Here is a 14,862-nt window from a genome sequence, read left to right on the forward strand (position 1 = left end):
GGGTTGTGTCCTCCGGATGTCGTTTCACTAAGCTGATTTTTGCCTCATGCTCGATTGCAGCCGGCTTCTTTTGGCCGCCGTATTTTTACTTAGTTTAAATAACGGACCCGCGTTAGCCCAGGACGCCTCATTCGGGAGAATTGAGGGTCGCATCGTTGCGGAAAGCGACGACGATCCACTTGTGGGGGCGACGGTCGGGATCAAGGGGGCGAACCGGACGCGCGGCACGACGACGGACCGCGACGGGCGCTTCGAACTCACAAAGGTTCGGCCTGGCTCGGTCACGGTTCAGGTTCGATTCGTCGGATACATTACCGAGACGCGTACGGTGGACGTGAGTGCCGGAGAGGTCGCAACCCTGTCTGTCGCTCTGAAGCGATCGACGGTTGCCCTTGCCGGTGTTGAGATCACCGGGTCGAACGAGGAGGCGCGAACGGCGCTAACGGGAGCGATGACAACGGTGGATGCGGCGGAGATCCAGCGGATCGATCCGATCGGGATGCAGGAGGCGCTGTCGTACGTGCCGGGTGTCTACGGCCTGTCGGACGACGGCATGGGGCAGACGCGGATGTCCGTCGGGCTTCGCGGGCTCCAGCCGCGACGCACGCAGCGCGTACTGGTGATGGAAGATGGTATTCCCATTCAGCCGGCTCCGTACGTCTTTTCGCCGCTCTACTACAACCCGCCGATCGATCGCATCCGCAACGTGGAGGTGATCAAGGGGGCGTCGTCGGTTCGCCACGGTCCGCAGACGATGGCGGGCGTGATCAACTACGTGACGAGTCGCCCGCGCCGCATCACGCCGGGAGGGAGGATTAAGGTCACCGGAGGCACGAACCGGTATGCGAGCGTCTTTAGCGAATTCGGTGGGTTCGGCACGCCGGATGTCCGTCCGCAGGTGCAGATGATTTTCAAGCGGGGCGATGGTTTTCGGGAAAACAACGACTTCATTCAGTTCAACGGGACCGCCAAGCTTCAGGCTACGATCGGGTCGGCGCGTTCGATCTACGTCAAGGCGAACGTCGACTACGAGCGGATGAACGCCACGTACACGGGTGTCACGCCCTACACGCTGGCGACCGATCCTGACTTTAATCCGAAGGACGACGATCAGTATCGCATCTTCCGCGCGTCGCTGGGAGCGATCTACGAACGTCGGTTCAGCGATCGGGTCGAGGCATCGACAACGGTTTACGCCAACGTGCTCGACCGCCCGTGGTGGCGGGAAAAGGATGTGTTCGTTCGGGCGGACGAGTACGAGAACCCCAACATTGACGCCGAGCCCGTTGCGCCGTCCACGCCGGGTCCACTCATTCGCGTCGGGATCAGTGACGCCGTCGAAGGCGACCTGACGGGGCCGTACTACGGAAACGAACGTCGCTTCTACGTGGGCGGCGTGGAGCAAACGTTCGAGATCGATCACGGGGTCTTCGGTCAGCCGTCCAACCTCGAAATTGGCGGACGTGTGCACTGGGAACGGTTCCGTGACGACCGGAAGATCAGCGATGAGGTCGGCAAGAAGGAGGGCGTGTACTTCCGCGGAGACCCGTCCAATCTGGATTCAATCGAGATCGTCGGTGGTAGCTCGACCTACGAGACCACGGCGCTCGCGCTGTACGGTCAGGAGGAAATTCAGTGGGGCCGTCTGCGCATGACACCGGGCTTTCGCCTCGAGGTGTTCGAGCAGTCGCGCATCAACCGGCTCGCCGGCTCGACCTACGACGACAAGACAAGCGTCGTGCCGCTCCCGAGCTTTGGCTTCAACCTCGACCTGGGTAACTACGATCTTGGGAGTGGCTTCCAGAACAGCCGTCTCTGGCTCTTCGGTGGCATTCATCGCGGATACACGCCGCCCTCGAGTGCGACCTTTCAGATCGTCGGATTCGAAGACCCGAGTGCGCTTCCCGGCGATGACGACGGGTTCGACCTCCGGGCAGAGAAGAGCTGGAATTCTGAACTCGGCCTCCGCGGTCGATCCGGCGCCGCCCAGTTCGAGGTGGCGGGATTTTACCTCTACGTCGAAGACCTCGTCGGCGGCCGGACGAGCTTTCAGCAGAACCTGGGTGTGGTGGAAAGTTACGGCGTCGAAACGCAGGCGTCGTTCGACTTCGGCACGTACGTCGGCTGGATGCCCCGCGTTGATGCCACCTACACCTATCTCGATTCCGAGGTCGTCCAGGGCATCATTCCGCGTGCGCTTGGGACCGGCCTCGTCGACATCAGCGGCAACCAGCTACCGGCTGCGCCAAATCACACCGCAACGGTTCGGGTTTCCAAAACACTCGAGGATCTCGGCCTGATGGTCTACGGCGACATGCGATATCGCGGGATGTATTTCACCGATCTCGAGAACCTGCCGGTGAATCAGTCCGGGGCGCCACCGAGTCACGGTGAACGCGGACCGGTGCCGTCGAATGCGATCTTCAACGCCGGCATCCGCTACGACGCGACCGACGCCGTCCGATTGCAGCTGACGGCCAAGAATGTGACGGACAACGTTTACATCGGCTCCCGAATCCACTCGAATCCGCGGCAGCGAGACGCCAGTCTGAGCACGGGTATCATTCCCGGTGCGCGTCGCCAGGTAAATCTGTCTGTGACCTACGACTTCTAAGCTTGCTTTTTCGGACACGCAGCACGTCCGATTACGCCTGCTCCATGCCTGCGGTCATCGACCGCCATCCACGTTTTCCTTTACTGCTTTTGTACTCAGAACCGTTTATCATGCGACGCTTTTCTTTTCTCTTTCTCCCCCTCCTCCTCGTGGGGCTCGTCCTGACCGGTTGCGACAGCACCGGCTCGATGAGCGACGACGATGGCGCTGACCAGATCGAGGTTCCGGCCACGTACACCTTCCAGAGCCGCTTCGTGGAAGGAGAGAGTGCGGTGGCTTATCCCGGTCAGGTGACGCGTAACCTTCTGATCTCCGACATCAAAGCCCTCACGGATCAGCGCGCCGGCACGCCGACGCGGGACGATCTCTTCAACCGCTACGAGTACGATGCGCAGAATCTGAACATTTTGCTCTCGACCGATCCGGCGCCGGCCCAGTCCGTCTACCCGGACATCGCAACGGGAAAAAGCCTCTCGGGCAAAGCGACGGCTTCGTACTCCGACGTGGCTCTCATTGGCGTCGGTGATCTCGCCAACTTCTCCTCGGGTGCCACGGCTGACGTCGTGATCCGTGCATACCTCGATTCTATCGCGACGAACTACGCCGATGGCGAGACGGCACCGGAAGCCTACACGACGGCAGAAGGCGTCGACATGGGACAGATCGTGAACAAGCTGCTCCTCGGCGCGGTCGCGTACTCGCAGGGTACGGCCAAGTACCTCGAGGACGTGCTGACGCAGCAGGCCTCCCCGAACACGCAGGACGGACAGAAGCCGTACTCCACAATGGGCCACGTCTGGGATGAAGCCTACGGATACTACGGCGCTGCCCGCGACTTCAGCGAGTCCGGCGTCTTCTACGATGCTAACGGTCTGGTTTCGAAGGCCGATGATCGCAATGGCGACGGTGAGATCGACCTCGAGAGCGAAGTCGTCTTCACCTGGGCCGACTACTCCGTCGACCGCGGCACGGTTAACGGCATCAACTTCCACATTGACCTGTTCGAGTCCTTCCGCGAAGGCCGGACGGCCATCATCAATCAGGCGTCGATCGACAGTATCCGCGCTCATGCTGCCGATGCACGCTCGACGTGGGACGACCTGGTTGCCTCGAACGTCGTTCACTACCTGAACGCGATGGAAAGCGACGTCGCCGGTCTCTCCGATAGCGATACCGTGACGCGCGCCGCACTCGGCTCGGATGGAGCAGAGTCGTTCAACGAGCACTGGGGCGAAGCCAAGCCGTTCGCCTGGGCGCTGCAGTACAATCCGGACAAGAAGATTTCCGACTCGGAGCTCGAGTCGCTCCACCAGATCCTCGGAGGCGCCCCTCCGTACGGCAAGACCAAGGCGGAGGTCGTGCAGGACATCAACGACGCCAAGGCCCTGATCAAAGGTGCCTACCAGTTCCCGGACGCCAACATGAACAACTGGTAGCTGGACGATGTGGGACGAATACAGCGTAACCGTCCTGCATGATGTTGATTCCCGCGACGGTCCCTCCCTTGCTCCGGCAGGGGAGGGCTGTCCTGGTTCTGGAGGCTTGAGTGGTTGAGATGTCTCGCACGATTCGAGTTGCCAACCGAGAGTTTCTCCGTGTTTTTCCGTTTGTGTCCCCTTTTTGACGGGCCAAAAAGGGGGACGGAAAAAGCCCTCCGGCTATTTGCGCTGCGTCTGAAGGCTGCGTGCCGTTGCGCGACCGCGAATCCAAACTCGTTCGCTGTGCTCACTCAGACAGGGATTCGCGAGGCGTCGCTGCACTTTACTCCGCCTTCCGAGACGCCGCACCGAAAAAGGCCGGAAAAAGCGAGTAAAATCTGGTCGTTGACTTTCCCAGTGTTCGGTTGATACTGTCGCGGTTGAGGCGCATCCAATCAACCATCCACAATCGACAATCCACGTTCAGTTCTACCCCCTGTGGTGTACACACGTCAAACACGAACCAATGCAATCCAGGCGCTGTCTCCCCGGATAGCGTGGCTATTGCTGGTGGGGGTCTGCGTGCTGACCCGGGTTGCCACGACGATAACCTACATCGAAGACCCCGACAGCCTCCGGTTCGCGTTAAGTGTGGCGAATGAGTACGACGTAGCGGCGATGCAGCCGCATTTTCCTGGCTATCCCGTGTTCTGGGCGGTCGTGAAGCCGTTGTACGTGGTTCTCGGCTCGTTCAGCACGGCGTTCTCGGTCGTCGGCGGCCTTGCAACGGCGGGAATCATCGCGGCGCTACTGTTTCTGTGGAAAAAACCTCTGGTCTCAACCGAAGGAGCCATTGTCGCCGCTATTGTTGCGTTTAATCCGCTGATCTGGCTGATGGGCAACCGATACATGCCCGACCTGCTCGGGACGGCCTGTGCTATGGCCGCGTTTGCGCTTCTGCTGAGGTCATTAACGAGCGACGACGGGGTGAATCGGGGGTTGGCTCTGTTCGGCGTGATCCTGACAGGATGGCTTGCCGGACTTCGACTCTCCTACCTGCCGCTTCTCTCGATACCGGTTCTGGTGGTTCTCTGGAGACTTTTCGCGGCTCGGCAGATGGCTACTCTCGGACGGATCATTCTGGCGGGTGTCGTGAGCGTCGCGGTCTGGCTCATCCCGATGATTATCGACACCGGATGGAGTGAACTTGTCCAGGTGGCTAGTGCGCAGACGACGGGTCACTTCACCGAGTTTGGCGGCACGGTGCAGACGGAGAGCGACATGGGACGCCGCATCGTGCGCTTCGTCCGGGGCGTGTGGGCCGACGGTCTTGGCGCCTGGTGGCCGGGACGTCATCCACTAACGCTAGCTGTAAGTGCCGGTGCTCTTGGTTTAGGTGCCCTCGGTCTTCGGCAACTTCTGCGAGAAAACGTCTGGCATCGAACCGACGTCTGGGTCGGTGCGGCCGGGATGCTTGCGTATGCGGTCTGGGTCTTCTTTTTCCAGAATGTAATCCACAAAAGTCGCCACATCTTGCCGCTGCTGCCGATGGTTCTTTGGCTGACCAGCATGGGGGCGACGGTCCTCTGGAACGCTGCGCGCCAACAGAGGCTCTCGCGGGCGGCAGTATCGCTCACGTTAATCGCCTACGCGGCGGTATCGCTCGTTCTCGTCTGGCAGCACCGGTCGCCGACCGCGATCGCCCAGGTGAAAGCATTCGTCGAGAGGGAAGAAGCGACAGGCCGACCGCTCCGCGTGATTTCGGACCCGCTCGTGAACACCTACCTGGATGCTCAAGACATCGACGCACGGTACATTTCCGTCGTGGACACAGCGGCGGTACGGCGTGCAATGACAGCCGATTCCGGCGCAAGCATCGTCGTTGGTACCTATCCCGGACTGGTCGATCAACCGGAGAGTCGAACCCGTACCTTCTATCACAACCCCTTCGTCAACCGAATGTGGTCGGACATCACGGTGCGCATGTACGAATCGCACCGCCGGTCCCACGACGCCACGCAGCATGCAAACGATGAGTAAGGATATTGCCGACGAACAGAGAATCACGATTCTGGGCGGCGGTCCGGCCGGACTGGCGATGGGTATGTATGGCCGTCGCGAACGGCTGGACGTCCAGCTGTATGAGGCGAACAACGAGGTCGGGGGAAATGCGCGGACATTGCGGCTGGGACCGTTTCGCTACGACACCGGCGCCCACCGCTGGCACGATAAGGACGCCGAGATCACGGCCGACGTCAAAGCGCTCCTGGGCGACGACCTCCGACTTGTCGACGCGCCGAGTCAGATTTGCTGGCGTGGCCGCCGTATCGATTTCCCGCTCGCCCCGTACGACCTGATGCGGAAGCTGCCGTGGTCGCTTCTCGGGCGGATCTCTCGCGAGCAGTTCTCGATTCCGCGCGTCTCCGTCGGGGCGGAGCATTTCCACGAGATGGCGCTGCAGAGCTACGGCCCGACACTAGCGAATCTCTTTCTGCTGAACTACACGGAGAAGCTGTGGGGGACCGACTCGAGTGAGCTGTCGCCCCGCGTCGCCGGCGATCGGCTCGAAGGGCTCGACCTCAAGACGTTCTTTCTGGAAGCCTTCGGCTCACGCATCGGGAAGGCGCGGCACCTGGACGGCTCGTTCTACTACCCGAAGTACGGCTACGGACAGATCACGGACGCGACGGCCGATGCGGCTGGACGGGAGAACATCCGGACCGGAGCGCGCATCACCCGGCTCGTCCACGACGGCCGGCGCATCATGCACGTCGAAGTGAATGGCGAAGAAATTGCCGACGTGGAGACGGTCGTCAGCACCTTACCGCTCACGATCCTTCTCCGCCAACTTCATCCGGCACCGCCGGAGGAGGTGCTTGCGCTTGCCGACTCGATTCGCTTTCGCAATCTCCGGCTGGTCGTGCTTGGCCTCGACCGGCCGCATGTCACACGGAACGCCTCGCTATACTTTCCCGAACGCTCCGTTCCGTTTACTCGCCTCTACGAGCCCAAGAACCGAAGCGCCGACACTGCGCCGGCCGATCAGACCGTCGTCGTGCTCGAACGGCCGTGCCAGTCGGACGATGACGCATGGACGCAGCCGGACGATGCCCTGTTCGAAGCTGCCTGTGATCTGTTGGAAACGCAGGGTCTCGCGCACCGGGACGAGGTCGTCGCCCGTGAGCATCATGCGATGCCGTTCGCGTACCCGATCCTGGAGGTCGGCGCCGCCGATGTCGCCGCCGAGATCCGTGACTACCTCGACCGATTCGAAAATCTCCACCTGCTGGGGCGGAGCGCCGGGTTCGCCTACACGCACGTTCATGAGCTCTACGCGGAGGCGAAGGCACTGGCGGGTGAGCTTGTGGGGTCTGCAGTGGCTCGTTAGGTCGTTGGGACGTTTGCGCGTTTACGCGGTGTGCGTTTCTGCAGGGAGTAGTCGCCTTTTGCCCATGAAGCGAGCTTTCCGGACCCTGTTCGTCTCATTTTTTGAATCGCCAAAAAACGAGACGCAAAAAAGCGACCCGACTATGCACGCTTCGTCTAGCGCTCCGACGTCACCACGGAACGAATCCAAACTCGCGATCACAGATCGCTCAGACAGGGATTCGTTCTGGTCGTGGTTCCGACTCTGCGCTCCAGACGACGAACCGAGCAAGGCCGGGGGAACAGCACTAGTGATAAAGCGATGTCGCTTTTGCTATACCGGCCGCTGTGGCTGTCCGCAGCCAGTGAATCCGTGGGTCGTTTCGGCCCTTGGAGGCGTTCGCCGCACAACAGGCACTAGTTCGCTTTGCTCACGTTGCCCGGACGGGAGCGGACGCGCCGCGTCCAATTGCTGGTTGGTATGCCGGTTAGCGAAAACGTTCAGTGGGAAATGCTCCTTGTCTGAAGATCGCACGGCAGCGAATTCCAGGTCTGAGTTCACAGCTTAAGAGCGATCAAGTCCATAGGATGACCTTACAGGCCCTTCGGAGCATTTCAGCGGTGCCAGAGCGGACGTCAGGCGAAGGTCTCCCCGGCCTTGACTTTTTTTATTGCATGAGTACCAGAGGCATGACCTTCGGCCCTCGCTTCGCTCGTCTCGCCGGTTTTTTGGTCAAGCAAAAAACCGGCACCACCGATTGAGAACGGATCCTTGCTCTTGCTTTGTCTCATTTTTTTGAATGATCAAAAAACGAGACGCAAAAAAATCACACCAACTGGCACTAGCTCACTTCGCCACCTGAACCGCCGGACTGCGCAAGGCCGGGGGAACAGCACTACTAAGCTACCCATGGCGGTTTCCCAATTTGGCCCTTGTGATTGGCTTCGGCCTCTGGGCCCGAGGGCCGTTCCGGCCCTTGCGAAGATCGCCGGAACGAGTGGACCGAAACCGAAGCGTCCCATTATCTCTCTGGCTTGCTGATTGGCGCGATCGATCGAAGGGGAAATTCTCCTTGTCTGAAGGCCTCGAAGCATCACGTCAGGTTGCGCTATGGACCGTAACAGAGAGGCCAAGTTTGGAGAATTTCAGCGGAGGCGGAGGGCCAGTCAGGCGATCTTCGGCAGGCCTTGACTTTTTTGCACCGGTTTTTTGGTCAAGCAAAAAACCGGTATACCCGATGGGGAAAGAAGACCTCCGCTTCTTGAGTCTCATTTTTGTCGCAGGAAGAAACGAGTACGTACGGTCCAAAAAGGAGCGATAGATCGGTTACGACAATCCGCAGGGCGTGACCGTCCGCGGATCAAGGACCTGAAGGATCCAATCCACCTCGGCCCGGATGCCCTCCAGCAGCGACGTGCGCGGCTCAAAGTCGAGTAGGCGTCGGGCCCGGTCGATGCGGGCTTCGGTTCGTTGCTGGTCGCCCTCCCGCGGCGGAAGCCGATCGATACACAGGCGTCGACCGACGACGTCCGTGATGCAGCGGAGCACCTCCATGGTGGATACGGATCTGGGGGTTCCGACGTTGATGGTTTCGCCCGCACACTGGTCGAAGCGGTCCAGGGCGGCGACGAGCCCGTCCACGGCGTCCCCCACGTACGTGAAGCTCCGACGGTGATGTTCACTTCCCCGAAAGAGAGGAAACGGCTCGCACTTGATAGCACACCGTGCAGCCTTTGGGATCAGCTTGTCGGGCCGTTCGCGGGGGCCGTAGACGGAAAAGAGCCGGAGGGTGCACGCATCCCAGCTCGCGTGATCGCTTGCAGCATCGATGATGCGTTCGCCCTCTAGCTTCGTTTCTCCGTAGATCGATGTGGGAGCAAGAGGGCCGTCCTCCGCGACCGTAGCATCGGCGCCGTAGACCGAGGACGAGGAGGCGTAGACAAAGGCGCGGAGCGTCGGGTGGTCGTCGAGATGGGCGACGACACGCTCCGTTGCCCGAACGTTGTTGCGCGTGAATGCCTCAGGTGTCGTCGATGGAGAGAGGCCCGGCTGCGCCGCGAGGTGAAAGAGGGCGTCGACGTCCGACAGAATCGGCGCGAGCGGGTCGGTGACCAGATCCGCTGCGTGGATGGTGATGCCGAGATTTGCGAGCCGCTCCGCGTTGCGTCGTTTTTGCGAACGGTCGTAGAACGGCGCAAAATTATCAATGCCCACGACGTGGTGCCCATCTCGTGCGAGGCGTTCCGCGAGATGCGATCCGATGAATCCGGCTGCGCCGGTGACGACAACCTGCATTTCTGAGCGCTGATGGTGCGAACCCAATAGGTGAATGGTACCAGGGAGAGGAAGACGTAGATTCATGCGCGCCGCACGCACAGGCCGCGTCGAGCGGGATTTCGCTGTCGTTCCTCATTGCCTCACATTCCTCGAGCAGTATCCCGGTTCATCAGGGCCGAGTCGCGGCAACGATCGGCTACGAGTAACTGGTTTCCAGAGACTGAGCGAATCGATAGACGCCTGAAGTCGCCTTTTTGCAGGCATATTGTATACTTTGTCCTCGAGGTGCGCCGGCGTATTCGCTCTGTTTGAGATATATCGTTTGCTATGGTGTTTCATTCGCTCCGCTCCGCCGTTCGCATGTTGATGCGTTCTCCGATGTACGCATCGATTAATCTGGGCGGTCTGGGGGCGGGGCTGGCATGCTGCCTGTTGGCCATCGCCTTCGTACAGCACGAGCGCCAATGGGAGCAGCACCACGACGACGCAGAACGGATCTACCGGGTCATCAGCGAGCGCGGCGGGGAGCTCTGGTCAAGCGTCTCTTTTTCTCGATCGGCCCACGACGATCCGGTCGCACAGCTCGCACTCCCGCACCAGCTCGAGGCCTCGATTCCGGAAGTCGAGCGGGCCGCCCAGTTTACGATTCTTCGAGGCGAAGAGGCTCTGGACTATATCGAGACGCCCGATGGCCGTCGCCACGTGTCCCCGCCGCGCCTGGTGACGAACACCGGAGCCGCATTTGCTGACCTGTTTTCGTTTGAGAAGGTCTCCGGTGCCCCGCTAAGTCAGGCGTTGGAGAAGCCCGGATCGGCCGTTCTCACGCGACCTACGGCAGAAAGGTATTTTGCCGACGCCGATCCGATCGGACAGACATTAACGGTGCATCGCGGCGGCGGGGAGACGTCGGCATTCACCGTGCGATCGGTGATCGAAGAGCCACCGGACGACTCGCGGATTCAGTTTGGGATCGCGACCCGTGTGTCCGTAATCGACCACTCCGCTGCCTTTCAGTACGTGCTTCTGCAGAAAGGTGCAGCACCGGATGCTCTTGACGAAGCGATCGAGTCGGCGATGACCACCGTGAATCCCTCGCTAACAGAACCAGACAGCGATTGGGAGGGAGCGCGTCTTCAGGCGTTGACGGATGTCTACTTGAGCGCTCCCACCCTCTACGACCGCGGCCCGAATCGCGATATCCGGTCGCTCTGGATCTTTGTGGGAATCGCTGTTCTCGTGTTGATGATCACCGTGATTAACTACGCGAACCTCGGACTGGCTCTCCATGCGGGGCGGACGCAGGAGATTGGCGCGCGAAAGGCCGTCGGCGCGGATGACTGGCAGATTGCGACGACATTTTTGGCGGAAACCCTGATTCTGGCCGTCGCGAGTGTCCCGCTGGCGATGGCACTCGCTACAGTAGGGCTGCCTGTTTTAAATCACGTGATGGCAACGGACATCTCGGGAGCGTGGCTGGTCGAGCCAACCATCATATCTGCGTTGGCCGGGGTGGCTGCGCTTGCGGGCTTGGTCGCAGGGAGCTATCCAACGATCGTATTGTCACGGAAAGGTGTAACCGATCTCTTGCGCCCGTCGATGCGTCCGTCCGGTCTTGCGGGACGCGGGTGGTCGATGCGGCATACCCTGATCGCTCTGCAGTTTGGCACGTTGATCCTGCTCGGGAGCGTGAGTCTCGTCGCCTACCAGCACCTGCAGAGTATGGAGACGGACGAACTCGGGTATGACCCGGGCGGTGTCGTGGAGGTGACGAGCATTCAAAACGATCGCCAGGCGTACCAGCGATTTCGTCGTCTCGCGTTACAATCCTCTACCGTTAAAGCTGTCGGTATGGGCTCCGCGGTGCCGAATGACATCGAAGGCCATATCGCATTTGCCATTACGAGCGAGGATGGAGACCGACGGACGTTCGAGGCGGGCGCGAGTCATGCGGTCGATGTTCACTGGTGCCAGGCCATGGGAATCGAGCACTCGGTCGTGGACTCGATGATCGCCCAGGGGGACGACGCTCCCGTCCGATGGCTGATCAATGAAACGGCTTCCGATCTGGTGAAGGGCGATCCAGTAGGAGCAACCTGGAGTTTTCAGCCCGAAGATCCGTCCGCGACCGGATTCCAAATCGACGGCGTCATTCCGGATCTGCATCTGGTGTCGAAGCGTCACGCGATCCCGCCCGCGGTGTATCGAGTCTTTTCGAACCCACCATGGGCCGGGAACGCCGTAGTCCGCTTCCGGACAAGCCAGACGAAGGACGGCATGGAGCATCTTCGAGAGATATGGTCGAGCATTCGTCCGGATACGCCGTTTGCGGCAACGTTTCTCACGCAGCAACACGAACAGTTTTATGCGCAGGAGCGACGCTTCACGCTGCTTGCAGCAGGAATTGGCGGTCTCGCACTGCTACTTGCAGTCGTCGGACTGGCCAATCTGGTCGGGCAACTCACGCAGCAACGGAAGCGAGAGATCGGGATTCGGAAAGCGCTCGGGGCGTCGAAGACGAGCATTTTGGCGCTTTTGAATCGCGAGTATCTCGGAATCATCGCCGCCGCGTTTCTGCTCGGTGCTCCGATTGCGTGGGTCGCGGTGCATCGGTGGTTGCAATCGTATGCCGTTGCAACGGAGATCCCGGTCTGGCCATTTGTTGTTACCGGAACCGTCGCTTTCCTGGTTGCAGTTGCCACGGTAACCGCTCACGGCATGAGGGCCGCCTCCGTTGATCCCTCTGCGGTGCTTCGCGCGGAGTAGTATATCGTCGCGGCAATGATCAACCGCTCGTAACGACGTCCCTTCCGCTGCGAACACAAATGTGTAATTCGTGATACGGAATGGACCTCGCCGGTGGAAAGACGGTCAGAACAGTGCTTTTTCGCGCCTGTGACATACATTGTCGGCACGCGTTACTCCGATCGCGCTCTGGCTTCCACCTTTCCTTGCGTACACGCATCATGTTGTCCACGCTTCGCTTCTCTGTCTGGGTCGTCGTGCTCGGGATGACCAGTCTCTTCCTAACCGGCCCGAATGCGGTCGCTCAGACGGCGATCGACACGACGGATTCGAGTCCGCACAGCGAAGCGTCTCTGGCGAGCGACGTGCAGGCGATTGCACCCGGCCAGACGTTCACCGTGGCCCTCGATCTTGAGATGGAGCCCGGGTGGCACAGCTACTGGATCAATCCGGGTGATTCCGGGGAACCGATCGATGTCGACTGGTCGCTCCCGGGTGGATTTACTGTCGGAGAGCTCCAGTTTCCGTTTCCGCACCGCATCGACGCCAGTATTCTGACGAGTTACGGGTATTCCGACCGCGTGCAGCTGCTCGCGCAGGTTCAGGCGCCGGACGACCTACAGGCCGGGACGGAAATCACCATCTCAGGAGATGCTACGTGGCTGATCTGTGCGGACGTCTGTCTGCCGGCTTCGGGCACGATTGAGCGAACGTTTGAGGTGCGCGAAGAGGCGGTCTCGGCTTCAGCGGAGGAGGTGCAGCGTATCGAGACAACGCGACAGCAGATTCCGAAGCAACTCGACGGATGGGTTGCGGAGGCGTCGCAGAGCGAGGGCAGTTATGGGTTGGCGTTCACGCAGACGGATGGTGACGTGCCCGCGATCGACAGTGCTGGCTTTTTCCCGACTGAGGGCGAGGTGCTCGACCATACCGCTGCGCAGCCGTTGACCCGACAGGGAGATGCCTTTCTCATGGCGTTGCAGCAATCGCAGTACGCCAGGTCCCCTGTCGATACGCTTCGAGGCGTTCTTGTCGCACCGAAAGGGGCGTCATGGCACCCGGATAGAGAGGTGCGAGCTATCGAAATTTCCGCACCCGTCGTTGAGGAAGGCACAGGCCAGCTCTCGATTCTCGACGGGGCTGCCTTGGCCGGGTCGAGTGGGGCAGGCGGTGTGTCGCTGGTCTGGGCGCTCGTGTTGGCGTTCGCCGGCGGGATGCTACTCAACTTGATGCCCTGTGTTTTTCCCGTTCTCTCGATCAAAATCCTCGGGTTTGCCGATTCCTCCGGCGACGATCCCTCCGCGATGCGGCGACACGGCTGGCTGTTTGGCGCGGGCGTGCTCGTCTCCATGTGGATTCTGGCGGGGACGCTCCTGGGGCTGCGAGCAGCGGGAAGTGAGATCGGCTGGGGCTTTCAGCTTCAGTCGCCGGCGTTCGTCGCGCTGATGACATTGCTGTTCACCGGGATCGGGTTCTATCTGTTGGGTTCCTTCGATGTCGGCACGAGCCTCATGAACTGGGGCGGGCGCATGCAGACGGCCGGTCCGAGTGACGGCAACCGTGGCGCCTTCCTGACGGGCGTTCTCGCTACCGTCGTCGCAACGCCGTGTACGGCTCCGTTCATGGGAGCCGCTCTGGGTGTGGCGCTCGCGTCGTCGACCGTCGGGGCACTCGCCATCTTCTCCATGCTCGGCGCTGGAATGGCCACGCCGTATGTCGCGCTCTCGATGTCGCCCGGTCTGCTGGAGAAGCTGCCGAACCCCGGCACCTGGATGGAGACGCTGAAGCAGGCGTTCGCTTTCCCGATGTTTGCGACGGCCATCTGGCTCGTCTGGGTTTTTGCGCAGCAGACCGGTGACACCGCCGTTGCGATGCTCCTGCTGGGGGTGCTGCTCTTCGGCGTTGCCGCATGGATTCTGAACCGATGGTCGCCGGCCACGCTCACTCGGACCGCGCGGGTCGCTTCGCGCACCGTGGCAGCAGTATTACTCGCTGGAGGAGTGGCGCTGGCTATTCTCGGTTCGCAGAGCCAGTCTGTCAGCGCTTCGACCAACACGTCGATGTCGACGGATTCGGCATGGCAGAGCTATTCTGCGGCTGCTGTCGACAGCCTTCGGGCGAGCGGACGCCCCGTCTTCATCGACTTCACCGCCGCCTGGTGTCTCACATGCCAGGTGAATAAGCAGACCGTCCTTACCTCACCGGACGTAGAGCAGGCGTTTCGCGAAAAAGATGTCGCACTCGTCCGGGCGGACTGGACCAATCGGGACGCCGAGATTACCCGGGCTCTTGAGTCGCACGGACGGAGCGGCGTCCCGCTGTACGTCTACTACGACGGCCCCGACGCCCGCCCCGACATTCTGCCCGAAGTCCTGACAAAAGACATTGTGCTACGCCGACTCGACGGGTCGTCCTGACCTTATCGATTAGCTAAAGCTGCATTC

The 14,862-nt window shown here is 60.8% G+C and carries 7 protein-coding genes; 6 read left to right on the forward strand and 1 reads right to left on the reverse strand.

The features are described from left to right. Positions 1 to 46 precede the first annotated feature (46 nt). The 4 genes from CRI94_RS04390 to CRI94_RS04405 all read left to right on the forward strand — a co-directional run bounded on the left by CRI94_RS04390 (position 47) and on the right by CRI94_RS04405 (position 7,420). Positions 47 to 2,614, forward strand: a complete 2,568-nt coding sequence (locus CRI94_RS04390; protein ID WP_098074459.1) for a TonB-dependent receptor — start codon at positions 47 to 49, stop codon at positions 2,612 to 2,614. A 110-nt stretch (positions 2,615 to 2,724) separates the two neighbouring features. After that, on the forward strand, positions 2,725 to 4,050 hold the full coding sequence (locus CRI94_RS04395) for a DUF4856 domain-containing protein (protein ID WP_179862159.1): 1,326 nt from the start codon (positions 2,725 to 2,727) through the stop codon (positions 4,048 to 4,050). A gap of 483 nt (positions 4,051 to 4,533) precedes the next feature. Then, complete coding sequence (locus CRI94_RS04400; RefSeq protein ID WP_143815298.1) at positions 4,534 to 6,072, forward strand: hypothetical protein; 1,539 nt, start codon at positions 4,534 to 4,536, stop codon at positions 6,070 to 6,072. Beyond that, positions 6,065 to 7,420, forward strand: a complete 1,356-nt coding sequence (locus CRI94_RS04405) for a protoporphyrinogen/coproporphyrinogen oxidase (protein ID WP_098074462.1) — start codon at positions 6,065 to 6,067, stop codon at positions 7,418 to 7,420. The genes CRI94_RS04400 and CRI94_RS04405 overlap by 8 nt, the downstream gene beginning before the upstream one ends. A gap of 1,305 nt (positions 7,421 to 8,725) precedes the next feature. On the opposite strand, the gene CRI94_RS04410 is transcribed toward CRI94_RS04405, so the two are convergent. Beyond that, positions 8,726 to 9,760, reverse strand: a complete 1,035-nt coding sequence (locus tag CRI94_RS04410; protein ID WP_098074463.1) for an NAD-dependent epimerase/dehydratase family protein — start codon at positions 9,758 to 9,760, stop codon at positions 8,726 to 8,728. Between the two features lie 276 nt (positions 9,761 to 10,036). Here CRI94_RS04410 and CRI94_RS04415 point away from each other — a divergent pair, with 276 nt between their 5' ends. Both CRI94_RS04415 and CRI94_RS04420 read left to right on the forward strand, forming a co-directional pair. Further along, complete coding sequence (locus CRI94_RS04415; RefSeq protein WP_179862160.1) at positions 10,037 to 12,439, forward strand: ABC transporter permease; 2,403 nt, start codon at positions 10,037 to 10,039, stop codon at positions 12,437 to 12,439. A gap of 200 nt (positions 12,440 to 12,639) precedes the next feature. Beyond that, on the forward strand, positions 12,640 to 14,835 hold the full coding sequence (locus CRI94_RS04420) for a protein-disulfide reductase DsbD family protein (RefSeq protein WP_098074465.1): 2,196 nt from the start codon (positions 12,640 to 12,642) through the stop codon (positions 14,833 to 14,835). The last annotated feature ends 27 nt before the right edge of the window (positions 14,836 to 14,862 follow it).

It is taken from the genome of Longibacter salinarum, from assembly GCF_002554795.1.
In the GTDB taxonomy this organism is placed as follows: Bacteria; Bacteroidota; Rhodothermia; order Rhodothermales; family Salinibacteraceae; genus Longibacter; species Longibacter salinarum.